General features: G+C 71.8%; 14 protein-coding genes. 8 read left to right on the top strand and 6 right to left on the bottom strand.

The features are described 5' to 3' along the window. Positions 1-113: 113 nt before the first annotated feature. On the bottom strand, positions 114-755 hold the full coding sequence (locus tag WME75_RS36430) for a LolA family protein (protein ID WP_437480756.1): 642 nt from the start codon (positions 753-755) through the stop codon (positions 114-116). A 34-nt stretch (positions 756-789) separates the two neighbouring features. Further along, entirely contained in the window at positions 790-3,279 is a 2,490-nt protein-coding gene (locus tag WME75_RS36425; protein ID WP_437480753.1) for a cytochrome c peroxidase, read from the bottom strand. A 136-nt stretch (positions 3,280-3,415) separates the two neighbouring features. Between WME75_RS36425 and WME75_RS36420 the strand changes: the two genes are divergently transcribed. Then, entirely contained in the window at positions 3,416-3,646 is a 231-nt protein-coding gene (locus tag WME75_RS36420; RefSeq protein WP_437480752.1) for a hypothetical protein, read from the top strand. A 45-nt stretch (positions 3,647-3,691) separates the two neighbouring features. On the opposite strand, the gene WME75_RS36415 is transcribed toward WME75_RS36420, so the two are convergent. Together WME75_RS36415 and WME75_RS36410 are read right to left on the bottom strand one after the other, a co-directional pair. Further along, a complete protein-coding gene (locus WME75_RS36415) occupies positions 3,692-5,281 on the bottom strand; it encodes a C45 family autoproteolytic acyltransferase/hydolase (RefSeq protein WP_437480749.1) in 1,590 nt (529 codons plus the stop codon). 24 nt (positions 5,282-5,305) lie between these two features. Next, complete coding sequence (locus tag WME75_RS36410) at positions 5,306-6,160, bottom strand: glycosyltransferase family 2 protein (RefSeq protein ID WP_437480746.1); 855 nt, start codon at positions 6,158-6,160, stop codon at positions 5,306-5,308. 145 nt (positions 6,161-6,305) lie between these two features. On the opposite strand from WME75_RS36410, the gene WME75_RS36405 reads away from it, so the two are divergent. Beyond that, positions 6,306-7,640 (top strand): MFS transporter, encoded by a 1,335-nt coding sequence (locus tag WME75_RS36405; protein WP_437480744.1) that lies wholly within the window; start codon positions 6,306-6,308, stop codon positions 7,638-7,640. Positions 7,641-7,652: 12 nt separating this feature from the next. Continuing rightward, complete coding sequence (locus WME75_RS36400) at positions 7,653-8,681, top strand: phosphotransferase enzyme family protein (RefSeq protein ID WP_437480742.1); 1,029 nt, start codon at positions 7,653-7,655, stop codon at positions 8,679-8,681. Between the two features lie 276 nt (positions 8,682-8,957). On the opposite strand, the gene WME75_RS36395 is transcribed toward WME75_RS36400, so the two are convergent. After that, positions 8,958-9,764 (bottom strand): hypothetical protein, encoded by an 807-nt coding sequence (locus tag WME75_RS36395; RefSeq protein ID WP_437480739.1) that lies wholly within the window; start codon positions 9,762-9,764, stop codon positions 8,958-8,960. Positions 9,765-10,118: 354 nt separating this feature from the next. On the opposite strand from WME75_RS36395, the gene WME75_RS36390 reads away from it, so the two are divergent. From WME75_RS36390 to WME75_RS36380, 3 genes are all read left to right on the top strand, one after another. Then, positions 10,119-20,723 (top strand): SpvB/TcaC N-terminal domain-containing protein, encoded by a 10,605-nt coding sequence (locus WME75_RS36390; protein WP_437494995.1) that lies wholly within the window; start codon positions 10,119-10,121, stop codon positions 20,721-20,723. Then, on the top strand, positions 20,720-21,031 hold the full coding sequence (locus WME75_RS36385; protein WP_437480736.1) for a hypothetical protein: 312 nt from the start codon (positions 20,720-20,722) through the stop codon (positions 21,029-21,031). The genes WME75_RS36390 and WME75_RS36385 overlap by 4 nt, the downstream gene beginning before the upstream one ends. 510 nt (positions 21,032-21,541) lie before the next feature. Beyond that, positions 21,542-22,051, top strand: a complete 510-nt coding sequence (locus WME75_RS36380; RefSeq protein WP_437480734.1) for a hypothetical protein — start codon at positions 21,542-21,544, stop codon at positions 22,049-22,051. Between the two features lie 237 nt (positions 22,052-22,288). Here WME75_RS36380 and mscL read toward each other — a convergent pair whose 3' ends face one another. Beyond that, the gene (mscL, locus tag WME75_RS36375; RefSeq protein WP_437480731.1) at positions 22,289-22,738 is read right to left on the bottom strand and encodes a large conductance mechanosensitive channel protein MscL; all 450 of its coding nucleotides are present in this window, start codon (positions 22,736-22,738) and stop codon (positions 22,289-22,291) included. 385 nt (positions 22,739-23,123) lie between these two features. Between mscL and WME75_RS36370 the strand changes: the two genes are divergently transcribed. Together WME75_RS36370 and WME75_RS36365 are read left to right on the top strand one after the other, a co-directional pair. Further along, positions 23,124-23,729, top strand: a complete 606-nt coding sequence (locus WME75_RS36370) for a 5-formyltetrahydrofolate cyclo-ligase (protein WP_437480728.1) — start codon at positions 23,124-23,126, stop codon at positions 23,727-23,729. Position 23,730: 1 nt separating this feature from the next. Then, complete coding sequence (locus tag WME75_RS36365) at positions 23,731-26,142, top strand: hypothetical protein (protein ID WP_437480725.1); 2,412 nt, start codon at positions 23,731-23,733, stop codon at positions 26,140-26,142. The last annotated feature ends 10 nt before the right edge of the window (positions 26,143-26,152 follow it).

Raw genomic sequence — 26,152 nt, 5'->3', positions numbered from 1 at the left:
TCATAATCGAAATGGCGGCGAGGGGAACCCGGGCGTTACGACCTCGGCCCGCGCCCGCGTCCCGCGCGCCCGTCCCGCCGCGTCCCGCGCCCCGTTCGCCGGCGCGCCCTCGCTCAGCCTTGCTTCGGCGCCCTCATCCGCGCCGGATCCACCGTCCCGTCCCGCGCCACCTTGCCGAACGCGATGACGCTCCGGTCGCCGTTCTTCTCCTCGATGACCACCCGCCGCACCGACCACAGCTCCGGCCCCGACGTCATCTCCAGGCTCCGCACGTGCTTCGCGACCTCCTCGGCCCGCGGCCGCGCGACAAGCGTGATCCCGTCCGCGCGGCTCGGGATCGACAGATCGTAGCGCGCCCGCAGCCTCGCCAGATCGCCGCCGAGGAGCACGAGCAGATCCGAGAGCACCGAGCCGAAGCGCCCCGCCGCGCCCCGTCCCGCGCCCGACGCGCCCTTCGGGGTCGCGAAGCCGAACCCCTCGGGCGTGATCCAGTAGGTGATCGCGTCCGGCGGCTTGAGCTCCCAGCGGAGCCGGTCCGGCAGGACCAGCGTCATCTCCCCGTCGCTCTTCACCGCCGTCGCGAGCAGGCCGATGCTCCGCTCCTGCGTGAACGGCGCGACGAGCGTCTTCACCGACGCGCGCGCCCTCGTGATCTCGGCGAGCGCGTCGCCCACCTCGTCCGCGCGCGCGCGGCCGGCGAGCGAGAGCGCGCCGCCGGTCGCCGCGAGGCCCATCAGGAAAGATCGTCGCTGCATCCTCGTCCTCTTGCCTCAGACGGGCGGGCCGCGCTCAATCTGCAATGGGCTTCGGCGTGTTGGGCCCGCTCTCCGGCAGCTCCGGCTTCGCGATGTACTCCTTCGGGAGCTCGCCCGTCAGGGACTTGAGCCACACCACGATCTGATCGACCTGGGCATGGCTCAGGTCCTTGCCGAGCTGGTGCTTCCCCATGAGGCGCACGGCCTCCTGCAGCGAGGAGACCGACCCGTCATGGAAGTACGGCGCCGTCGCGGCCACGTTGCGGAGCGTCGGGACCCGGAAGACCATGAAATCAGCCTGCTTCTTCGTGATCTCGAAGACCCCGCGGTCCATCGTGTCGGGCCACGATCGCACGAGGCCGAGCTTCTGGAACATCGTCGCCCCGACGTGCGGGCCGAAGTGGCACGTCACGCAGCCGACCTCGACGAACGTGTTGAACCCCTCCTTCTCGGCGTTGGTCAGCGCGTCGGGCTCCCCGTCCAGGAACTGATCCCACCGCCCGCGCGTGAACAGCTTGCGCTCGAACGCGCCGATCGCCTTCGCGGCGTTGTTGACGGTCACCGGCCACGGGTCGTTCGGGAACGCCCTGCCGAACGCCTTCACGTAGTCCGGGATGGAGCGCAGCGTCGCCTCGAGCCGCACCGGCGTCATCGCCATCTCGCTCGGGTTCATCATCGGCCCGTTGGCCTGGTCCTCCACGCTGTCGAAGCGCCCGTCCCACATGAGCGAGAAGAACCCCGCCGAGTTGTAGACGCTCGGCGTGTTGCGGCGGCCGCTCTGGTGGGCGTGACCGACCGACACCTTCGTGCCGTCGGCGCCGTGGCGGTCGAGCGGGTGGCACGAGTTGCACGAGAGATCGTGGTTCTTCGAGAGCCGGTTGTCGTAGAAGAGCATCCGGCCGAGCTGGATCTTCTCGTCCGTGAGCGGGTTGTTCGAGGACGTGACGAGCGCCGGCAGCGGGTTGAAGCTCCCGAGCCGCTCCGGATCGATCTCCACGGCCGGCTCGGCCGGGGCCGCGGCGGGCGCGGCAGCGGCCGCGGCCGCGGGCGCAGCCGGCGCCGCGCCGGACGCCGTGGAGGGCGCGGCCGCCGTCGTCTTCTGCACGAGCCAGGCGCCCACGCCGGCGCCCGTCGCGGCGACGAGCGCCGCCGCCGCCATGAGCGGGGCCGTCCTGCTGCGGGGGCGCTCGGCGGTGGGCTGCTGCTCGCCCGCCACGATGATCGTCTTCTGGAAGGGCACCGAGGTGCCGTCGGCGGTCCTCGACGAGGGCGGCCCGTCCGGACGCCCGCGGATCAGGTGGCCGCTCTGGCTGTGCTGGCCGCTCTGGCTGTGGTGGCCGCTCTGGCCCAGGTGGCCAGGGCCGCTCTGCGAGAGCGCCGTGACGTGCTCGGGCCAGCTGCGGGACGTGTGCGCGGGCGTCGGCGGGCGGCGCGTCGGGTGATCGCCGTTGTCCTGCCAGCTGCGGGGCGTGTGCACGGGCGTCGGCGGGCGGCGCGACGGATCGCCGCCGTCCTGCCAGCTGCGGGGCGTGTGCGCGGGCGTCGGCGGGCGGCGCGTCGGCGCCTCGGGGTTCGCGCGCGAGGGCGGCGGCATGTCGGCCCCCAGCGACTCGGGGAGCGGCTGCAGCATGTCCTCGCGGATCGAGAAGCCGTGCGGCAGGAGGATCCGGCACTCGTTCAGCAGCTCCTCCGCGGACTGGAAGCGCAGGTTCCTGTCGATCTGGAGCGCGCGGTGGACGATCTCGGCGACCTCGTAGGTCACCCAGTGCGCCAGGCTCTGGATGGGCGGCGCCGGCACCGAGCAGATCGCGACGATGAGCTCGCCGAGCCCGCGCGAGTTCCGGTAGGGGGTGCGCCCGGCGAGCATCTTGAAGAGGACGATGCCGAGCGACCAGAGGTCGGTCCGGCCGTCGACGTCCTTCATGTTGCGCGCCTGCTCGGGCGACATGTAGATGGGCGAGCCGATCAGGTTGCTCGTGGCGGTGAGCTCCTGGTGGTGCTCGAAGCTGTCGTCGGCCTGCATCTTGGCGACGCCGAAGTCGAGGAGCTTGACCGAGAACTCCCCCCCGTCGCGCCGGGCCAGGAACAGGTTGGCGGGTTTGATGTCGCGGTGGAGCACGCGCGCGTCGTGCGCCTTGATGAGGCCCATGCACGCCTGGGCCACGATGCAGAGCGCGAGCTCGGGCGGCAGCGGGCCGAGCCGCCGGAGCAGCTGGTCGACGTCCTCGCCCGCGAGCAGCTCCATCACGAGGAAGGGCAGGCCCGTCGCCCGGTCCCTCCCGCTATCGAGCACGCTCGCGATGTGCTCGCTCTCGATCGCGCCGGCCGCCCTGGCCTCGCGCTCGAAGCGAGCCATCACCGCGTCGTCCTGCGCGAGCTTGCTCGTGATCACCTTGACGGCGACGCGGCGGCCGGTGCCCAGGTGCCGTGCCTCGTAGACTGCCCCCATCCCGCCCTCACCGAGCAGCCCGAGGATGAGGTAGCGTTGATCGAGGGTGGTGTTGATCAGGTTGATGTCCGTCATGGTCCGGTCGACCCGGTCGCCGCTCCGCTGCGGCGACGTTGCGCCCCGAATCGCATTGTCGGACGGAAGCTCGCGCTAGGCAATCTCGCGGTACGGGAGCGCCGGACGAGAGGTGCCCTGGCCCCGGTGTACGGGCGTGAACGACGCGGCCCTGTGTGAAACGAGGGCGAAACAGTTGCGCACCGGCCTCGGCTGTGAAGCGCGTCACGGCCGCGCCGCGGAGATTATTGAAGCGCGTCACGGCCGCGCCGCGGAGATTATTGAAGCGCGTCACGGCCGCGCCGCGGAGATTATCGAAGCGCGTCACGGCCGCGCCGCGGAGATTATCGAAGGACCCTCGCGGCCGCCGCGCCGCGGAGATTATTGAAGGACCCTCGCGGCCACCACCTCGGCGAGCGACGCGGTCGTGCTCTCAGGGAGCGTCGCGCCCGCGCTCGCCGTCCCCGGCGGAGGGGCCGGACGCGTTGCTGCCGAGCTCGCCCGCGTGAGGCGAGCCGGCGCGCTCCCAGGCGGCGTAGTCGCCGCTCGTGAGCAGCGGATCCTCGGGCAGCGCCTCCGGCTCGGCGGGGTCGAGCGCGGGGTCGAAGGTCGGGGCGAGCAGCCGCGCCAGGTCGAAGCGCAGGAAGCGGCCGGCGAGGTGGGGGCCCTCGCTGACCCAGAGGACGCGCGCCGTCGCATCCATGACGACCGCGTGCGTCGCGATGAGCGCGTCGATCGCGCGCCGGTCGCCGAGCGGCAGCGGCGCGCCGCCGGGCCCGCGCCTGTCGCGCAGGACGTCGACCGCCGCCTCGACGGTCGCGCCGTCGGGCAGGGCGGCGAGCCGCTCGTCGAGGCGGCGGCGCCGCGCGTGGGTCGAGGTCTCGGCCTCGACGCGCCGGTTGCGCGGGTCGCCGGCGAGCGGCCCCTCGAAGTGGTTTGTGAGCGGGACCTTGCCGCGGCCGCGGCGCGCGTGGAGCGGCGCGCCGGGCGCCCGCTCGGCGATCGCCACCTCGCCCGCCGCGTCGACGAGCATCACGAGGTGGGAGACCATGGGCGCGCGCGCCTCGAGGATCGCGAGCGCCTCGTCGACGCCCCGCGCGCGGCCGAGCACGTCGCGCATCGTGTGCACGACCGGCTCGCCCGCCGCGCGCGGCTCGCCGGCGCGCCCGCCGTGGACGACGAGCGCGAGGCCGGCGGCGTTCATCGCGGTCACCGCGCCGATGAGGCCGGGCCAGGACACCGAGGCGTACGGGATCTTCCCCTGCTCGTGCACGAGGAACACCGCCTTGCCCTCGTCGAAGAGGGGCCCGGCCTCGAAGTCGAAGTTGCGGGCCAGCACCGCGTGCCCGCCCGCCGACGCGGCCCCGGTGAGGGCGAAGCTCGTGCAGCCGATGAGCGGGGAGTGCTCGAACGAGAGCGCGATGTCGTAGAGCGACTGGAGGAAGATGAAGCGGTGGTACGTGGGGAGGACCCCGTCGAACGGGTCGGGCGAGAAGGCGCGGGCCTGCGCGGCGATCTCGCGCCGCACGCCGTCGCTCATGCCCTCGTCGACGCCGCGGAACTGGAGGCGCGAGAGGTCCATGAGGAGCCACCGGAGCGGGGCGACGGGCACGTAACGGCGGAACTGCTCGTGGAGGGTGCCTTCGTTCTGGACCATCTCCGGGTAGAAGAGCCGGCCGTGCTGGTGGCCGATCTCCTCCGGCGATCCGGCGAGGCGCGCCTCGAGGATCCGGCCGCGGCGGCGCGCGTAGGCGGGGCCGAGCACGCGCAGCCCCGCCGGCCCTGCCGCGGGCTCACCGGCGACGGCGCGGATCGGCGGCGGCTCGATCCGCGTCGCGGCGCCGATGCCGAGGTGCGCGAGGACCGGCGCGGCGAGCAGCGCCGCGGCCACGACGAGTTTGCGCCGGTGGCGGGCGAGGCGCGAGGGCCGCCGGAGCGCGCCTGCGGGGGGGACGGGCGCGGGGGGGACGGACGCGGGGCTGCCCGACGCCGCGCCCGCGCTGGATCCGGCCCTGGCCGTCACGCGTTCCAGAGCCTGCGCCCCGGATCAGGGGGGCGCCGCTGTCGGCTGCGACGGGTGGGGGTCGATCTCGGCGGCGAGCGCGCTCGCCACGGCGGAGCGGCGCGCGTCGGGGGACGGCACCGGCGCGGCGGGCACGTGGCGGAGCCCGCGCGTGAGCGCGAGCGTCGCCAGCACCCGGCCCACGATCCGCGCCGGATCGCGCACGCTGTCGAAGTGCGTGAGCCGCTCTTCCTCGGTCGGATAGATGACCCGGGTCGGCACCTCGACGATGCGGATCTCGGCGGCCACCGCGCGCAGGAGGATCTCCGCCTCGAAGGCGTAGCCGTCGTCGCGCGCGCCGAGCGAGAGCGTCGTCCGGAGCGGGTAGCGGCGCAGGCCGCACTGCGTGTCGGCGAAGGGCCGGCCCGCGAAGAGCGACAGGAAGAAGTTCGAGATCCGGTTCGAGATCTGGTTCGCGCGCGGCGCGCCCGCCGACACGAGATCCCGGATGCCGAGCACGAGCGCCTCGGGGTCGGCGTCGGCCTCGATGAGGCGCCGCGCCTCCTCCGGCGGGTGCTGGCCGTCCGCGTCGATCGTGACCGCGACGTCGAAGCCCGCGGCGAGGGCGAGCTCCATCCCGGTGCGCAGGGCGGCGCCCTTGCCCCGGTTCTCCGGGTGGATCAGCACCGTGGCGCCCGCCGCGCGCGCGCGCTCGGCCGTCCGGTCGCTCGACCCGTCGTCCACAACGAAGACCGCGCCGCCCAGGCCGTTGACCCGGAGCGCCTCTCGTGTGACGTCCTCCACGTTGCGCTCGGCCTGGTAGGCAGGAATGATGGCGCAGATCCGCATGAAGCAGAGCGCGATTACCACGGTGTGCCCTGGATGAACAGCGGCAGACACGATCTGTCCGGTACGTCCACGCCGCCTGCGGAGCGATCTGCGGAGCGACGTCCGGCCGGGCTCGGCGCGGGCGGGTACGCGGCGCATGGCGGGCGATCGCGGCCGTCCCGGGTCGGATAGCGCTCGCGCGACAAGGAGCCTCCACGTGCGTGTCCCTTTGACGCCGGCCGGCGCCCTTCGCCCGGAGCCCCGACCGAGCCTGCTCCGCCGCCGCCCCCATTTTCGTCGTGTCTGGCTGAGCGAGATCGTCTCGTTGCTGGGCGACTGGATGGGCTTCGTCGCCGTGAGCCTGCTCGCGCTGGGCGGCGAGGGGGGCGGGGTCGTGGCGCTCGCGCTTGTCATCGTCGGGCATCACCTCCCGAACGCGCTGTTCGCGCCGGTGGCGGGGGTGCTCGCGGACCGGCTCGATCGGCGGAGGCTGCTCATCGCGGCGAGCGTCGTGCAGGGCGCGCTCACGGTCGCGATGCTCGGCGCCGCGGTCCTGGGCAGCGTGGCGGCGGTGCAGGTGCTCGTCTTCGCCCGCGGGTCGGTGGGGGCGCTGCGCCTGCCGGCGCAGAGCGCGGTGCTGCGCCACGTCGTCGAGGCGGACGAGCTCCTCGAGGCGAACGCGATCGTATCGGCGACGTGGAGCGTCATGTTCGCGGTCGGGATGGCGGTCGGCGGCCTGATCGCGGCGCTCGGTCCTGCGACGGCGCTCGCCCTGGACGCGGCGTCGTTCGGCCTGTCGGCGCTGTTCCTCTGGGGGCTCCCGTCGATGGTGGCCGAGGGGCGTCCGGCGGAGGGCGGCCTGCTCGGGGCGCTCGCGTCGGTGCGGCGGGACATCGCGCTCGCCTGGACGCACGCGTGGGAGCGGCCGCCGCTGCTCGACGCGGTGCTCGCGAAGACGCCGGTCCACCTGGCGAACGGCGGGGCGCTGCTGTTGCTCAACGTGCTCGCGACGCAGCTCGCCTTCGCGGGCACGGGCGCGCTCACGCTGGGGGTGCTCCAGTGCGTGCGCGGCGCGGGCACGGGGATCGGCCCGCTGCTCGGCGTCGCGCTGGTCCGCCGCGGCCTGCGGGGCGAGCTCGCGGCGACGGGGGCTGCCTGGGTGACGTTCGCGGCGATCGCGGCGTTCGCGGTGACCCGGCATGCGGCGGCGCTGATCGCGGTCGCGCTCGTGTGGGGGCTCGGCAGCGGGGCGAACTGGGTGCTGTCGAGCGCGGAGATCCAGCGGCTGTCGCCGGACCGCTTCGTCGGGCGGCTCTCGGCCATCGACAACCTGGTCCTCACGGTCGGCCTGTGCGCCACGTCGCTCGGCGGGGCCGTGCTTGTCGAGCGGATCGGCGTCCCCGGGTCGGCCGCCTGGCTGGGCCTGGGCGCCGGCGTGCTCGCCTGGTTCGGGTCGCGGTGGATGCAGCGCCGGCGGGCGGCGGCGCTGCGCCGGGGGGCCGCGGCGGTGCCGGAGGCGGCTTCCTTGCCGCCGGAGACTGGGCGCGGGTAGCCTCCGGCCCCGATGATCCCGGACGTATGGGCGCCTCTGCGCGGCCTCGCCGTGCGCCGCTGCGACGACGAGGGCCTCATCAATGGAACGTGGGTGGCCGGCGGGGCTGGCGGGGCTGGTGAAGTCGGCGGGGCTGGCGGGGCTGGTGAGCCGCCGCGGTTCGTGGTGCAGCGGGTGAGCCCGATCTTCGCGCCGGAGGTCCACGACGACATCGAGGCGGTGACCGCCCACCTGGCCCGCCGCGGGCTCGGGACGCCGCGGCTGCTGCGCACCGGCGACGGCGCCCTCTGGGCGCGGGATGGCGCGGGCGCGGTGTGGCGGGTGATGGACTTCGTCCCTGGCCGCACGCACCACCGGGTCGGCTCGCCTGCGCTCGCGCGCGCGGCGGGGGCGCTTGTCGCGCGGTTCCACCGGGCGGTGGACGACCTCGAGCATGCGTACCGCCACGTCCGCGCCGGCGCGCACGACACGGCGCTCCACATGGAGCGGCTGGACGGCGCGGCCACGGGAGGGGAGGGGAGGCGGCTGGCGGATGCGATCCTCGACGCGTGGCGCACGTGGCAGGGGCGGCTCGATCTGCCGCTGCGGCACTGCCACGGCGATCTCAAGATCTCGAACCTGCGCTTCTCCGACGCGGGGGAGGGGATCTGCCTGCTCGATCTCGACACGCTGGCGCTGCAGTCGATCGACGTGGAGCTAGGCGACGCGTGGCGGTCGTGGTGCAACCCGGTCGGGGAGGACGCGACCGAGGCGCGCTTCGATCGGGAGGTCTTCGCCGCCGCGGTGGCGGGCTACCGCGAGGTGCGGCCGTTCGGCGCGGAGGAGCGGGAGGCGCTCGCGGACGCCGTGGAGCGGATCGCGCTGGAGCTCGCGGCGCGGTTCTGCCGGGACGCCTTCGAGGACCGGTATTTCGGCTGGGACGCGGCGCGGTTCCCGACGCGGGTCGCGCACAACCTGCAGCGGGCGGCGGGGCAGCTGTCGCTGGCGCGCTCGGCGCGGCGGCAGCGTGGGGAGATCGCGCGGCTGCTCGCGGGGGGGTGAGCGGATCGGCGCGGGGGCCTGGCCGAGCAGGCGGCGGGCATGTCGCGACATGGGCGGGTGCCTGGCCGGGCAGGCGGCGGGGATATCGGGATATAGGCGGGGGCCTGGTCGAGCAGGCGGCGGGGATGTCGCGACATGGTCGGGTGCCTGGCCGGGCAGGCGGCGGGGATGTCGCGACATGGTCGGGTGCCTGGCCGAGCAGGGGGCGGGCATGTCGGAACATGCCCAGGGGCCTGCCCCGCACGCCCCCGGGCATGTCGCCGCGCGTGACGCCGGCTACAGGCCGGGGTCGGTGAGCACCACCGACTCGGCCGGTTCCGGCGCCGTGGGCACAGCCGGCGGGCCGGGGGCCGCGGGGGCGCCCTGCTCCGGCGCCGCGCGCCCGCGCGCACCCCGCTCGCGATCGGCGTTCAGCTTGTCGATGTAGGCGAAGAGCCGCGCCTCGTGGTCCGCCGGCAGCGCGCTGCCCTCTTCCTGGATCTCGTCCCGGAGCGCATCCCGGAAGCGCCCGAGCAGCCCGACCGCGGCGCCCCGGAGCGGGCCGGTGGCCGCGGCGTTCTCGCCGGTGGCGAGGAGCGTGGCGCGCCTGCGCAGGAGCTTGTCGATGTCGTCGCCGGCGGCGACGAACGCCTTGACCCAGTCGTGCAGGCTGCCCCCGCCCGGGGTGGCGGCGGACTTCAGCTCTGCCTTGAGCCGCGCCAGCTCGGGCCGGTTGTCGAGCGCCGCCGACGCTTCGTCGGCGTAGGGGGCGCGGAGCACCTCGAGCTTCGGGACGAACGTCTGCTGCGCGGTCGCCGCCGCGTCCTTGAGCGCCGCCGGCAAGGCGGGGTGCGCCTCGATGGCCTTGCAGAGGAAGAAGACGGCCGCCCCGAGCCCGTCGTGCCGGACGTCGGCCTCGGAGAGCTCCCTGGCGAGCGGCGCCTGCGTGCCCGCGGCGTCGGGGATGGCGTCTATCTCCTTCTGCTTTGCCCTGAGTCGCCGCTCGTACAGCTTGCCTGTCGCCGACAGGCGCAGCTCGTCGGCCCTCTCGTCGAGCAGGTCGCGCAAGGCGAGCTTCAGATCTCCTATCGTGAGATTACGCAAGGTTACCTCCGTCATGACGTGGTTGGCCCGCCCCCGCGATGCACCGGCAGTCCAGACAGGCGAGCTCAGGGTGTTGCCGGAGCGTGGAACGCTAGCCGAGCTTCCGGCGGCTGAGTAGACCGAATTCGATGGCCCGAGGGAGGGACCATGGACGGAGGCGCCGGAATCGTGCTTTGGATCGAGGGACTGCGGCGCTTTTCATGGGCCTTTTCACGGGGAGGCCCCCCGGCTGTCTTCGTTTGTAATTGCTATTTCTTTCCGCAATTGCTCCCCTCGCCGCGGCGGAGGCAAGCAATGACATCCGGGTGGGTGAAATGGGTGGGGCGGTGGTGTGCGAGCTGCGTTCTCTTGCTCATGGTGATGAGCGCGCCGCTCCAGGCGTGGGCTCAAGCGTTGACGTTGCGTCGGATGGGCGAGCCCCTTCGCGCGCGGCTCACCTCAGCTCGCGGCGGCGCTGATCTCGCGGCGGCGCTCGCCGGAGACGCGGCTGCGCTCGTGAGCGCCGGCGGCGCTGCGGGCGCCCCGGAGGGGCTCGCCGTTGTGCCGCTCGCCGCCCTGCCGGCGGACGTCCGCGTGAGCGGCGCGGGCCGGGGTGCGGACGCATGGCGCCTGTTCGACGGTCGCGCCGACACGGGGCTTCACAGCGACACGGGCGAGGTGGTCCGGGTCCGGGTCACGTTGGCTCATCCCACGGCGCTCGAGGCGATGGCGCTGTACGGGCGCAGCGAGGGCACGCTCACCGTGCATGTGGAGGACGGCGCCGGGCTCCATGCGGTACCCGGGCTCGTCGACGTGCCTTTGCGCGACACGGGCGAGCGCTGGACACGCTTTCCCCTGGCCGTCACCGCGCAGCACGTCGTGCTCGAGTGGCACCCTTCGGGCGAGCGCGGGCCGCAGGAGATCGTGCTCTGGACCGCCGCCGCCCCCACGCGCGGCCTGGCGGAGGTGGAGCTCGCCGACCGCGTGCTCGCGGGGAAGCTCGCCGGCGCCTACCAGTTCCCGGCGATGTCCGAGCGGGCGGCGGTGACGCGCACGGGAGGCGAGCGGTCGCTGTCATTTCACGTGGACACCGATCCACGGGCGCTCGCACGCGCGTTCCTTGTCTATGAGCTCGAGGGGCGCGGGCACTGGTCGAGCGTGAGCCGGCAGCTGAACGGCGCAGCGCCGCGCGGCGGTTTCCGGGCGGAAGCGCCCTCCGACGGCGGATTGCAGGTCGAGGAGATCGCGCCCGCGTGGCTGAAGCGCGGCGACAACGTCGTGCGATTCCGCCCTCCGGCGGATCACGAGCGCGGGTACGCCGTGCGCGCGCTCCGGATGGTCGGGATCCCGCACGCCGGCGTGTTCGAGGCGCGCGCCGCGGCGCGATCGGCCGGCGGCGAGCGCGCGCGGCGCGATGGACCGCTGAGCATCGATTTCGGCGCGCGGGTGGCGCCGCACGCGCTCCTTTTCCAGCTGGCCGGCGCGGGCGCCGGCGAGATCGAGATAGCGCCCGGCGTGGGGGCAGGGGCGAAGGGGTTGCGCTTCGACCTGACAGACCTCTCGCCGGGCTGGCACCGCCTCGACCTGCCGGTTCAAGCGACCTGGCCCGAGACCGCCTCGGTGCAGGTCCGGCCGGCGAAGGGGAGCCGCGCCGAGGTGTCGGACGTCGCCGTGGCGGTGAGCCCCATCCCGTCCCGCTCGCGGCGGATCGCGCTGAGCGCGCCGCTGCACGGCGAGTGCGTCGATGGGAGAGCGTACGTGCGCGGGTTCCTCGATCTCCCCGGCGAGGGCGCGTCGCGAGCGCGGCTCTTCGCCGATGCAATGCCCGTGGAGCTGGGCGACGACGGCAGCTTCGAGCTCACCCTGTCGGAGCCTGAAGCCGCCCGTCTTCGGACGTGGAGGGCGCGCCTCGAGGCGCGGCTCGAGGACGGCACGCGGCTCGGTCGAGAGGTGGAGCTCGGCCCGTGCGTGGAAGGTGCCGCGGCGAGCGCGGCGCCGGGCGGGCTCGTCGTGGACGAGGGCGCCCCGTATGGTGTGGTGGTGAGCCCTGATGAGGGCGCTGTGCTCTCGTTCGCGGGCGCCACGCTCGAGATCCCGGCGGGAGCGCTGGCGCAGGCGACGCGCGTCACGATCCGGCCGCTGACGCCCGTCCAGCTGCAGCCGATGGGGCGCGCGATGCGCAACGTGACGCCGGAGGGGCGCGCGTTCCGCCTCGGTCCGCACGGCCTCAGGTTCAGGAAGCCGGTGAAGCTGACGCTCCCCATCGACGGCGAGCGCCTCCCGGACGGCGCCGGCGCAAACGAGGTCTTTGGCTTCTATTTCGACGAGTCGGCGAAGCAATGGATGAAGCTCGGGCGCGCCGGCGAAGGCCGCACCCGCGAGCTCACGAGCCTGACGGACCACTTCACCGACTTCGTCAACGCGACGGTCGCCATGCCGGACCAGCCGGGGGCGCAGTCGTTCGATCCCAACGCCATGAAGGGGATCGAGCTCGCGAGCCCCTCGGCCGGCGTGTCGTTCATCGAGCCGCCGGAGGCGAACAGCAGGGGCACCGCGCAGATCGCGTACCCGATCGAGGTGCCGCCGGGCCGGAACGGCATGGAGCCGGGGCTCGCCGTCACGTACGAGAGCGAGCTGGTGAGCGGCTGGCTCGGCGTGGGGTGGGATCTGCGCCTCTCCGCGATCGAGATCGATACGCGCTTCGGCGTCCCGCGCTACACGGGCGACGAGCTCTATGCGCTCGATGGGCAGATGCTCCGGGCCCTCCCCGATCAGCCGGGCCGCTATGAGCGGCGCGTCGAGGGGGCGTTCGATCGCATCGAGCGCCTCGGGGCCGACCCCTGGAGCTATCACTGGGTGGTCACGGACAAGAACGGCACCCGGTACACCTATGGTGAGAGCGCGGGCGCGCGCCTCTCGGACCCGTCGGGCGACGCCGGCGTCTTCCGCTGGAACCTCGAGCGGGTGGAGGACACCTTCGGCAACCGGATGCTCGTCTCGTACTTCGAGGACGCGCCCGAGGGCGCGGGCTGGGTGCAGCTCTATCCGCAGCGGATCGACTACACGGAGCACGAGAGCGGCTTCCCTGGAGCGCACTACCATGTGCACTTCCTCCTGGACGACGGCGCGCAGCGGAGAGACATCCTCAGCTCGGCGCGCGCGGGCTTCGAGGTGCGAACGACGCGGAGGCTCGAGCGCATCGACGTGACCCTGGGCGAGGCGCCCGGAGCCGAGGAGATCATCCGGAGCTACGACTTCGCCTACGACGAGCCCGACGCGCGGCACTACGCCAAGTCGCTCCTCAGGAGCATCGCTCTCCAAGGGAACGGCGACGCCGGGCAGCTCTACGAGCACACGTTCGAGTACTTCGGCCTGGAGCAGCAAGACGGCAGGCTTCAGGTCTTCGCGTCGCCGACCGAGTGGAGCCGTCCGGCGGAGGGGCGCGACGGCCTCGGGGCGACGAGCTCGATCGATGGGGGGCTCAGCGTGTTCGTCGGCGCGGGGCCGCCGATCTGCGATCCGCATGGCGGGCTGGGCGTCGGCGTCTCGTTCGGCGCGGACGAGGAGCAGGTCGCCTTCACCGACATCAACGGCGACGGGCTCCCGGATTTCGTGGGAAGCAACGGAGTCTGGCTGAACGCGCTGCCGGATCGGTCGAGCCCGAACGCGTTCTCGCCGGAGAGCGTCGGCAGCACGCACCAGATCACGGCCAGCCTTCAGGGGGCGATCCACTTTTTCCAGGAGCTCGGGGGCGCCGGGATCAACCGGGCCTGGAGCACGGCCACCGCGCAGAGTTTGCTGCTCGACATCAACGGAGATGGCTTTCCGGAGCTGCTCGATGGGAGCGGGGCGACGCTGAACCCGAACAACGCGCGGCTCGGGTCGGGCGCAAGGGGCGCCGGCTTCACGGTCGACGAGGATTTCAGCGACGGCGAGCAGGTCGCGGAGCTCGGCAAGGCGTTCTACCGGACCAGCGCGCTGGTGAAATGGTCGCCGCCGATCGACGGCATCGTCGTCATCGAGGGCGGCGTGTCGCTGGCCGGGGGCGGCGCGGGAGACGGGGTGACGGCGTCGATCACGAAGGCTGTCGCGAGTCCGCGACCGGGAGACCTGGGGAACAGCGACCCACTGCTGCTCTGGCAACGGGACATCGGGCCGAGCGGTGCTCCGTGTGTTCCCGAGGGCGAGGAAGGATGCGGGAGCGGTATCCGCGTCCGCGTCCGCCGGCTGGATGCGCTCTATTTCCGGGTGGATCCGAGGGAGGACATCGAGGGGGACAGCACGCGCTGGAGCCCGCGCATCCGCTACGTGGAGACCTGCGCGTCGGGGACCTGCGAGCCGATACACCCGCGCGAGATGGGGCGCGTCGACGCGCTCGGGCGTCCGCTGTACATCTACGACTTCGCGGACGACTTCTCGGTGCTCGACCGGAGCGTGCCGGGCTGGGCCGCGGGAGCGGACGGACAGGTCACGGTGCAGGCGAGCTTCGTCCGGACCGACACCGACGATGCGTTCGATGTGCGGCTCGTGCGCCAGGACGTCGATTCGGGGGAGCGGGCCGAGCTGCACCGGACGACGGTCTCGGGAGCGCAGCTCAGCACCGAGATCTCCTGGCCCGTCGCGGTGCTCCAGGGAGATATCCTGTTCCTGTACGCCGAGCTCAGCGAGAACAGGGTCGACCCGCTGCGCGTCCAGTACCAGGGGTTCGCCCGGTATACCGAGGTGTGCGGCCATGACGCGGAGCCGGGGAGGTGCCGAGAGGTCGAGGCGTGCGCGGAGAGGCCCGGCGCGCCCTCCGGCAGGCGGGTTTGCGGGCTCGAGGCGTTGCCGGGAGATGGTGGGCCGATCTCGGTGCCCGAGGCGTCGATCGTCATGCCCGTACAGCTCAGCGACAGTGGGCTCGGCGGCGCGCCGCTGGACCTGGCGCGGCTGAGCATGCCCGAGAGCGGGACGGTGCGCCTGATCGGCTCCGCGGCGAAGCTGGAGACGCAAGGGCCGGTGAGCCTGCGGGTGGATCGGGGGAGCGAGCGGCTGTTCCGGGAGCTGCTCGGAGGGGAGGCGATCTCGCCGGCGCGGAGCGTGCCTGGTCCGAGCGCTCCGGTGGTGTTCCCGGTGATGGAGGGCGAGGAGCTCGCCTTCACGAAGTTCTTCGAGCTCGAAGCGGACCTGGGCGCTGCGCCGCCGGAGCCCGGAGCGTCGGTGTCGTGGTGGCCGCGGCTCGTGTTCAACGAGACGGGGACGGTGCTCGACGTGCCTGTCGTGAACGCCCGAGCGATCCCGGACGGGCAGCTCGGGGCCCGCATGGTCGGCGGGTTCCGCGGCTTCAGCTACGGGGAGTGGACAACGGAGTACCCGTTCAACGCGAACCAGCTCAACAAGCGGCCCGAGGAGAACAAGCCGCCTTACTTCACGCGCGTCGAGCCGCACTGGGAGGGCTACCACGCGGGCTGGTCGCCGGAGGACGCCGGCTTCCCGCTGGTGGGCAGCATCAGCGGCCCTGTGTTCCGCGGCTCGGGCGCGGACATGTACATCACGGCCGGGGAGCTGAAGCCGTCGCGCGTCGGCGGGGTCAGGCCGGAGGATGTGGCCAACGTCCCGGGGCTGCGGAAGAGCCACAACGGCTCGGCGTCGGCGGATGTCGCGCTGATCGGGTCGTTCCAGGTGACGACCGGGACGACCGAGTCGAAGCTGGAGCTGATCGACGTCAACGGCGACGGGCGTCCGGATGTTGTCACGCGGGGCGGCGTGCGCCTCCAGACGTGCGATGGCGGCCGTTGCGACGGGCAGCAGCCGGGCGAGTATGGCGACCTGGCGCTCGATGGGCCGGGGGATTTCCGGGTCATCGAGAGCATGAGCGCGCGCTTCGGGTTCGGCTTCGGGTCGGCGGCGTCGGCGGTGGCGGAGAAGCTCGAGGCGAGCGGCACGACGGCGGCGGTGCTCAGCGTGCTGCCGTCGCTCGGCAAGAGCTGGGGCACGTCGCAGACGACGCGCGATCTGCTCGACGTCAACGGCGACGGGCTCCCGGACAAGGTGAGGAGCGCGGGCGGCGTGCTCCATGTACGGCTGAACCTGGGCTATCGCTTCGGGGACGAGCGCGCCTGGGCGGCGCTCGATCCGAGCGACGATCCGTTCGAGCCGCTGCCGGAGGTCGACGGGGACCCGCTGACGGCGATGAGCCGGCTCTGGTCGGCGGAGCAGCTCTCGTCGATGCGGGTGCAGGACAACACGACGAACAGCCTTCAGGTGGGGTATGCGGGGATCGGCGGCGGCATCGCGCACACGGTGAGCCGGACGCTGGCCGACTTCGTGGATCTGAACGGCGACGGGCTGCCCGACCGGGTGAGCAAGCAGCCCGGACAGGACTATTACCGGGTGCGGCTGAACCTCGGGGACGGCTTCGGACCGGAGGAGAAGTGGAGCGCGCCGGCGGTGAGCGGCGGGCTGCCGTGGGGCGTTCGGCTGGAGAAGGACTTCACGAAGGAGATCAACGGCAGCAACGATGCGCTGTCGTTCTCGGAGACGACGGCGTTCAACGCGGGTTACGGCGTGCCGATCAAGATCACGACGCCGTACGTGTGCATCGTCCTGGAGATCGCGGCGCAGCTCGGGTTGAACGACGGTCGGAGCGAGCTGGGGTGGAACGACCTGGACGGCGACGGGACGGTCGATCACGTGCTGAAGCTGAGCGACGGGATGCTGCGCGAGAGCGATGGAGCGCTGCGGGCGCGGCTGAACCTGACGGGCAAGACGAACCGGCTCCGGCGCGTGGTCCGGCCGCTTGGCGGCAGCTTCGAGCTGGACTATGCCCGCGAGGGCAACAGGGTGGCGTATGCGAGCAGCCCGGACGAGCTGAGCGTGGACATGCCCGGCAGCAAGTGGGTGCTGTCGCAGGTCGAGGTGGACGACGGCATGGGCACGCCGGCGTATGTCCACACGTTTGATTACCACCAGAGCGGGTTCTACGACCGGGCGGAGCGCGAGGACTACGGCTTCGCGCAGGTGACGGCGACGCGGGAGGACGGCTCGCAGCTGGTCACGCGGTACCACAACCAGGACTACTACCGTCGTGGGCTCGTGGCGGAGGTGATCGAGCAGGACGCGGAAGGGCGGCTGTTCAGCCGGCAGCAGGTGGCGTATCGCGCGCCCGGGGCGGAGCCGGCGCTGACGGGCTCGTTCTTCCCCGAGGAAGAGCTGCGGACGACGTCGTGGTACGAGGGGAAGACCACGGACCCGAGCGCGCCTGGCAAGCAGACGAGCGAGGAGCGCGACTGGGATGATCGCGGGAATTTGATCCGGCTGACCGAGCACGGTGAGCCGGGCACGCTCGACGATGACGTCACGACCACGATCCACCATGTGACGTATGACGGGCCGCACATCGTGCGGGCGGACAGCGTCGAGGCGCGCGACAGCGCGGGCACGCTGCTGCGCAGGCGCACGGCGGAGTACGACGAGCTGACCGGGGCGGTCGCGTGGATCACGAGCACGGTGATCGGCGGCAAGGAGCCGGCGACGGGGGCGCCGTACACGGGCGACGCATCGACGAACCCGAGCTGGCATTTTCTGCACGACGCGTACGGGAACCTGGAGCATGCGATCGACCCGCGGGGCGTCCTGCTCATCTACAGGTACGACGACGTCACGGAGACGCACCTGTCCGCGGTGGAGGATGCGTTCGGGCACATCTCGGAGACGTCGACGGATTACCGTTATGGCGCGGTGAGCGCGGTCCGGGACGTCAATGGCCACGAGGTGTACTATGGCTTTGACGGATTCGGCCGGCTGACCGAGGTGTTCGGACCGAACGACGCGCCCATGGCGGCGGCGGCGACGATCGCGTTCGAGTACGCGCTCCAGCCGGGGGCGAGCCCCGCTGTGCCGGCGTGGGCGCGCACGCGGCACAAGGACGTGCAGCACCCGGGGGATCCGATCGACACGGTGACGTTCATCGACGGGCTCGACCGGGTGATCCAGACGAAGAAGGACCTGGAGAAGGATCAGGGGCCGGGGGCGGAGCCGCTCGTGGGGATGACGGTGAGCGGTCGTGTGGTGCTCGACGAGCGGGGGCGCGTGGCCCTGCAGGGGCAGCCGGTGTTCGATACGGGCGAGGCGACGGTGTTCGTGGACGTGCCGCTGAAGCACCCGACGGTGTTCGAGCACGACGTGCTCTCGCGCGTCGTCGAGCAGCGGGAGCCGGACGACGGGGCCGAGGCCGGCGAGGCGGTGACGACGACGAGCTACGATATCGAGGAGCTCGATGGGGTGGCGAGGTTCGTGGCGACGGAGGTTGACCCGAGCGCGAAGGTGCGGAAGGCGTACCAGGACGTGGACAACGCGATCGTGGCGGTCGAGGAGCGCAATCGGCTGCACGGGTCGGAGACGTGGACGACGCTGGCGACGCGGTACCGGTACAACGCCGCGGGCGAGCTCGTGCGGGTGACCGACGCGCTGGGAAACGTGACGACGGCGGAGTACGACACGGTGGGGCGGATGGTGGCGCTGGCCAGCCCGGACATGGGTCGTACGGAGTGGCGCTACGATGCGTCGGGCAATGTCCGGACGCGGCAGACGGCGAAGCTGGCGGCGGAAGGCGCGAGCAAGCTGATACGGTACGAGTACGAGGACAACCGGCTCAGCGGGGTGGACTACCCCGATTCGACGGACGTGACGTATGAGTACGGCGCGCCGAGCGAGGCGGGGGACGAGCACGGCAACCGGGCCGGGCGGCTGAAGGAGGAGCGGAGCGAGGCGGGGAAGAGGACGTTCGCGTACGACCGGCTCGGGAACGTGGCGCAGCTGACGACCGAGTTCCCCCGGCTCCGCGAGCCGCACCGGGGGCCGTACGAGGCGACAATGGAGTATGCGTTCGACTCGTTCGGGCGCCTGTTGTCGATGAAATTCCCCGGCTCCGGCGCGGAGGTGGTGACGTACGGGTATGATCGAGGCGGCCTGGTCCGGTCGGCGGTCGGGATGAACACGCAGATCAATCCGCAGCACCCGGATGAGCCGGTGACGACGCAGTACCTGCTGCATATCGGGTACGACGAGTTCGAGCAACGGGTGAGGGTGGTGCACGGCAACGGGATCGCGACGGCGTACAGGTATTACGAGAAGTCGCGGCGGCTGGAGCAGGTCAACGCCGACCACCGCGACCGGTACCTCGTGGAGCGGGGCCGTCCGGCGAGGCCGTTCCAGCGGATGCGGTATGTGTACGACGCGGCGGGCAACCTGGAGCAGGTGCGGAACGAGGCGCCGTACGAGCAGGAGATGCCGGGGTCGGTGCGGGTCGGGCCGACGACGCAGGAGTACGGGTACGACGATCTGTACCAGCTTGTGTCGGCGAAAGGGACGTACCAGGACGCGAGAGACTGGCAGTACCGGTACGGGCTGTCGCTGGACTACGACGAGATTGGCAACATCCTGACGAAGGACCAGGCGAATTATCGCTACGTGCCGGATGGCGTGGCGGGTACGAGCGCCGACCTGTGCGAAGGGGACTGGTGCGAGAACAACCCGATCCGGGAGCAGACGTACCGGTCAGAGTACCGGTACACGGGCCCGCAGCCGCACGCGCCCAGGCTCATCGACGAGCACCTCGTGGCGGAGTCGGATCCATGGCCGCGGATGATCAGCTACGATGCGAGCGGCAACCAGACCGGGTGGGTGTACCGGAGCGGGGCGACGCGCACGACGGAGTGGAACGAGGAGAACCGCGTCAGCCGGGTGAGCCAGAACGGGCAGGAGCTGTCGCGCATGCTCTACGATGGAGACGGCGCGCGGCGGGTGCACCTGCACCGCGTGAGCGGCGAGGAGGAGACGGCCTACCACGACCAGCACCTGACGCTGCGGGACGGGCGGTTCGTGACGAAGCACATCTATGCGGGGCAGACGCGGATCGCGAGCAAGATGGATCCGGACTGGTTCCGGGACCCGCCGACGCTCTACTACCATCCGGATCACCTAGGGAGTACGAGCTTCGCGTCGAACAACGAGCAGACGCTGACGCAGCGGGACGAGTACTTCCCGACCGGGGAGCTGTGGATCGACGCGTCGGACTCGCGGTACGAGCTGCGGCGGGCGTACGTGTTCACCGGGAAGGAGCTCGACCAGGCGACGGGGCTGTACTACTTCGGGGCGCGGTACTACGACGCGCGGATCAATGTATGGCTGAGCCCGGATCCGATCCTGGACGAGTACATGGCGGGAGGGCCCGGTGCGGGCGTGTTCAACCCGGGGAATCTGGGGCTGTACAGCTATGCGCTGAACAATCCGGTCAATCTCGTCGACCCGGATGGGCGGCAGACGCAGGGCGGGCATCGGAACTTTCCGCCTGGCGGGGCGGGGATGGGGGGCTGCCGGACCCCGAGCTGCTGGACGGGGCCGGAGGGGGCGCGCTTCCATCGGCTGATCCAGACGCAGCGCATGGCGGAGCAGCAGGCGCAGGGCAAGGCGCCCGTCAGCCCGGCGGCGGCGCCGCCTCGGACGGTGCGCATGGGCGGCGTGAACCAGGAGCCGGTGCTGCCACCGCGGCCTGCTGGGCAGCCGCAAGCGGCGCCGCCGAAGCCCGCGGCAACCCCGGCGCAGGCGGGGCAGCCGGCGAAGCCGCCGCAGCCGGCGAAGCCTGCGCAGGCAGCACCGTCAGCGAAGCCGGCGCAGGGGGCGGCGAAGCAGCCGGCATCATCTACAGGAGCCGCAAGGGGGGCACCGAAGCTGCACATGGGCCAGCAGGGTAAGCACATTCCGGGACACAATAACTACACCCCCGGTCGCAGCCCCTTCACCCATCGAGATCCTCAGGGATTGCTAAATAGGTTCGCCGGGAAGGGCGATCCGGTTGGCAAGGTGCCGCGAGGTCAACCCGGTTTCAAGGAGCGTGTTGATTTTGGAGAAGTGATTGGTCAAGTAAATGGACAGGCTACTACCAAAGGAATCATCCACTACTCGAAGGATGGGGTCCACATAGTCCCAGCGAATCCATGAAAGAGAGCAACGATAGACGCTGCGCGGTTCTTGTCGCGGTGCAGCAGGCGCTTCTGGGGGAGGTGACGGCGAATCTCCGTGCTGTTGCAGTCACCTATGATAACAAAAGCATCCGGCTTGAGGCATACTTCGATGGAGAAATCAGCGATGAGGACGAGGAAGCGATGTCTCTCGTCGAAACGGAGCTCATCGCAGCGTTCCCCGAGGATCACGCCACCGATGTCAGCCTCATCAGAAGGCCAGCGCCAGAACCTATTCCCAAAAACCGTATTTGGGCCTTCCATCGAAAGGAGCCACTGTTGGATTAAACGCTCTCGGACCACTCCCGCTAGCCCGCTCCCGCTCCCACGACGCTGAAGTCGTTCCGGCGAGGTCGTCGTGCCCATTGTGGAACGTACTGAGCTCCGAGTCGGCCGCTGCCTCCGTATCTCCCGGCTCGACCAGAATCCATGCCTTCAGATGGACGAGGCCCACGCCTCCGTCGAGCGCCCGGGCTAGACCCTCGTGGACACGGGGTCTACGGCTCCGGGGAGACGAAGCTGCCCCAGCCAGCGCAGGCGGGGCAGGCGGTCGCGAAGCAGCCGACATCATCTTCAGAGGCTGCCAAGGGGGGACCGAGTGGGCCCCTGCCCGAGCTAGCAATGGCGACCTGAAATTGCACGACTTTCGGACCCCCGTCGCCGTCGCCGTCGCCGTCGCCGTCGGCTCAGGCGGCGGCGGCTACCAGACACAGGTCCTTGTGTCGATGGATGCAAAAGGACAGATCCATGGGCTATCCTGGGGTCGGGTGCACGAGGGGCCCTTGCCACAGTGAAGCCATGACAGAGCCAAGTCAGCTATTCCAAGTCATTGTAGACAAGTATAAATCCCTGGAGAGTCCGGATTTTCACTGGGTGATCAAGGAGCACGAGCGAAAGCCATATCGAGGGCTCGAACAGTGCCTGATGAGTCGCTTCTCGGTGGAGGATATTACGGACCTCAACAACGATGTTAGCTGCGTGCTCGCGATATCTCCTGAGGGATCTGGGGTTCAGTGGACTCTGAAGATCTCTCTTGTCGGACCCTATGCCGTCCTCCTCCGTGAAACCGGCGCAAGAGGCTGGGATGTTTACGTTCAAGCCGAATCGGATGCCAGGTCGGAGGACGAATACTGGATCCTGGAAGCATGCAGGCAGCATGCGATCGAAGTGCTTCGTCTCGATGTGTTGAAGACACCGATCGGGCTGCGTCTCTTCGACACAGATCCTGAGAGAGTGAGACTTTATCAGGCGCTCTTCTCAGATAATGACTATTTGCCGGGAGAGTACGACGCTGAGCATGGCGCTTGAACGGCTGGCACGGGGAGGCTGTGGATCGACGCGTCGGACTCGCGGTACGAGCTGCGGCGGGCGTACGTGTTCACCGGCAAGGAGCTCGACCAGGCGACGGGGCTGTACCACTTCGGGGCGCGGTACTGCGACCCGCCTATCTATCGCGGCCACGTGGCCGCACGCCGCGCCTCCGGCCAGGGGAGCGCCGCGGGCGCGGCGCCACGTTCACGCTCCGCCTGGCGAAGAGCCCGGCCCCTACGCCGCCTTCAGCGCCGACGTGCAGTGCCCGCAGCGCACGGCCTTGAGGGGGATGCTCATCGCGCACTCGGGGCAGTCCTTTGTCGTCACCGCCTCCTCTTGCTTCCTGTGGAGCTTCCCGATGAGCTGGATCAGCAGGAACACGCAGAAGGCGACGATGAAGAAGCTCACAAGGTTGTTGATGACCTGGCCATACCGGAGGAGGACCGCGCCGGCCTTCACCATCTCCTCGGCGCTCGCGTACGTACCAGGCGCGCCCGGCGCCTTCAGGACGATGTAGTGCTGGCTGAAGTCGATGCCGCCCGTCAGCAGGCCTATCGGCGGCATGATCAGGTTGTCGACGAGCGACTTGATGATGTTGCCGAACGCGGCGCCGATCACGACGCCGACCGCCATGTCGATGACATTGCCACGAATCGCAAACTTCTTGAAATCTTCCCAGAACATCGCTCTCTCCCGCCGCCGAGGGCCCCTGCTCGGGCAGCCACCCTGGCTCGCTCATCGCCTTATCGTCACCTTGGCGCTTCAAACATCCGCCCTGCCCACGCTGTCTACGCGGGCGAGGCCGTCAACACAAGCGGTGCCACCAGGCTCGTCCGTAAACTCACCTGGGCTCGCCGGTCGCCACCGCCCCCTGCCGCCCTCTGCCGCCCCGCTCGCCCCCCCCGAGCCGGCCTCAGCCTCAGCCCCCTCGGGAACCTCGGCCGCGCCCCACCCCCTGCAAAACCGCCACACCCGTGACCGCACGCGCCGCCGCGCGCCGATTTCTCACACGACGGTTCCCCGATCCCGGGCGGCCTCTCTAGGATGCGCGCCGGAGGAACCCCCGAGCATGGATCCCGATGCCGAGATCGCCCTGCGCTACCGCGCGAAAGCCGAGCTGCGGAAGCGCGCCCGGGCCGTCCGCAACTCCATCCCCCGCGACGCCCTCCTCGAGCGGTCGCGCCGCATCCAGCGCGCCCTCGCGGAGCTGCCGGCCGTCGCCGCGGCCCGGCGCGTCGCGCTCTTCTACCCGATCGAGGACCGCAACGAGGTCGACCTCCGCGAGCTCGACCCGCTCCTGCGCGCCCGCGGCGTCCAGGTGGCGTACCCCGCCATCGACCCCGAGTCGCGCGTCATGACCTTCCGCTTCGTCGCCGATCCCGAGGCCATGCAGGAGCGCGGCCTCGGCTTCCGCGAGCCCGACCCCGCCGACGAGGAGGCCGCGGCGCTCGACGTCATCGTCGTCCCCGCCCTCCAGATCGACCCGCGCGGGCACCGGATCGGCTACGGCGCCGGCTACTACGACAGCACGCTCCCGCGCTTCTGCCCCCCGGGGCACGCCGTCGGCGTCGCGTTCGACTTCCAGCTCGTCGCCGAGGTGCCCGCGACCGAGGGCGACGTCGCGCTCGGGACCCTCGTCACCGACGCCCGCGTGCTCACCGCCGAACCCGCCTAGGATGCCGCAGGAACAGGTGGAAGCGGCGAGCGGAAGCGGCAGGGCCGTCCTCATCGCCGCCATCGCGTCCGGCACGATGATCGCCCAGCAGGTCGCCGGCCGGGCCACCCGCGACGCCCTCTTCCTCGCCACCTTCGGCGCCGCCGACGTCCCCAAGGTCATGGCCGCCGGCGCGGTGCTCTCGTTCGCCGCCGTCCTCGTGCTCTCGCGCGCCCTCCTCCAGCTCTCCCCGGCGCGCGTCGTGCCCGCCACCTGCGCCGCGAGCTCCGTCCTCCTCGTCCTGGAGTGGGCCCTCGCCCTGCGCGCGCCCGGCGCGGCCGCCCTCGTCTTCTACCTGCACATCGCCGTCTTCGGCGCGACCCTCATCTCCGCCTTCTGGTCGCTCGTCAACGAGCGCTTCGACCCCCACACAGCGCGCCACTCCATGGGGCGCATCGCGGGCGGCGGGACGCTCGGCGGCGTGATCGGCGGCCTGTTCGCCTGGCGCGCCAGCCACGTCATGGACGCCCCGACCATGCTCCTCGCCCTCGCCGGTGTGAGCACGCTCACCGCCTGGGCGACCTACCTCCTCGGCGCGAGCCTGCCGGGCGGGGGCGCGGCCGGCGCCGCGGGCGAGGAGCCGCGCGCCGACGCCTCGGGGCTCCGCGCGCTGCGCGAGAGCAGCCACCTGCGCGACCTCGCCCTGCTCGTCGCGCTCGGCGCCGTGAGCGGCGCGCTGTTCGACGTGGCCCTCAGCGCCGAGGCCGCCGCCGCGATGCGCGACCGCAACGAGCTGCTCTCGTTCTTCGCGCTCTTCCACCTCTCGGTGAGCGTGCTCTCGTTCGTGGCGCAGTCGCTCGCCGCCACCTTCTCGCTCGACCGGCTCGGGCTCGCCGCCACCATCGGCATCCTCCCGGCCGCCGTCCTCACGAGCTCCCTCTCCGTCGTCGTCGCGCCGCGGCTCTGGTCGGCCGCCATCGTCCGCGGCACCGAGGCGGTGCTCCGGAACTCGCTGTTCCGGTCGGGCTACGAGCTGCTCTACACGCCCCTGCCGCCGGACCAGAAGCGGTCGATCAAGACGCTCATCGACGTCGGCTTCGACCGCATCGGGACCGCGGCGGGCAGCGGCGTCGCGATGGTCCTGCTCGTCGTCGCGCCGGGGGGTGGGTCGCTGCCGCTCCTCATCGGCCTCGGCACGGCGGCCCTGGGCGTCACGCTGCTCTTCACGCCGCGGCTGCACCGGGGCTACGTGGCCGCGCTCGAGAGCAGCCTGCGCTCCGGCGCCGTCTCGCTCGACCCGGCCAGCGTCGTCGACGCGACAACCCGCCGCACCCTGAGCGGCACCGTCGACGCGCTCAGCCGCGACAGGGTGCTCGCCGAGCTCGCCGCGCTCCGGAAGGGGGCGGCGGCGCGGTCCGACGGCGGGCGCGCGCCCGGGGACGGCGAGCGCACGTCGTACGCCGGCGCGCCGCTCTCCGGCCGCGCGCCGCTCTCCGGCCGCGCGCCCGACGACGGCCAGGGGCCTCCGGCGGGCGATCGCAAGGTCGCCGAAGGGCCGCTCTCGGCGCGCGCCGCGTCGGCCGCGATCGCGTCCGACCCGGTGCTCGCGGTGATCGCCGACCTCCGCTCGGGCGACCCCGAGCGCATCCGCCGGGGGCTCGTCCGGGAGCCGGACCCTGCGCTCGTCCCGCACCTCCTCCCGCTCCTCGAGCGCGAGGGGCTCATCTCGGAGGCGGTCCGCGCGCTCCGCGCCGTCGCCCCCCGCGCGACCGGCCAGCTCCTCGACGCGCTGCTCGATCCGGCCGGGAGCATCGCCGTCCGGCGCCGTATCCCGCGGGTGCTCCAGGCCTGCCCCACCCAGCGCGCCGCCGACGGGCTGAGGCTCGGCCTCGCCGACGAGCGCTTCGAGGTGCGCTACAACTGCGGCGTGGCGCTCGCGCGCCTGCTCCAGCATCGCGCGCCGATCCACCTGCCCCGCGAGGACGTGATCGCCGCGGCGACGCGGGAGATCGAGATCGACCGCCGGGTGTGGGACGCCCAGCCCGCGAACGCGTCCGCGCCGGCCGAGGCGCCCCTCGCCGAGCGCCTGCTCATCGAGCGGACGAGCCGCAGCCTGGAGCATGTCTTCCGGGTGCTCTCGCTCTGCCTGGAGCGCGAGCCCCTGGAGATCGCCTACCGGGCGCTCCACGCCGACGACGCGCGCCTCCGCGGCACCGCGCTCGAGTACCTGGAGAACGTGCTGCCGCCTCCCATCCGCGAGAGCCTCTGGCCGTACCTGGGCGCCCGCCCGACCGCCCCTGCCGAGCCGCCCGCCGGCGAGCCCCGCGTGCTGCGCCTGCCCGAGCAGGCCCTCGACGAGCTTCGGCGCTCTGCCGCCAGCATCCCGCGGGCGTCGATCGCCGCCGCGCGCCGGCGCAGGGAGCCGCGCACCTAGCGCGCGGCTC

It is taken from the genome of Sorangium sp. So ce1014 (assembly GCF_051521505.1).
Lineage (GTDB): Bacteria > Myxococcota_A > Polyangia > Polyangiales > Polyangiaceae > Sorangium.
This window is presented reverse-complemented; position numbering and strand designations above follow the sequence as displayed.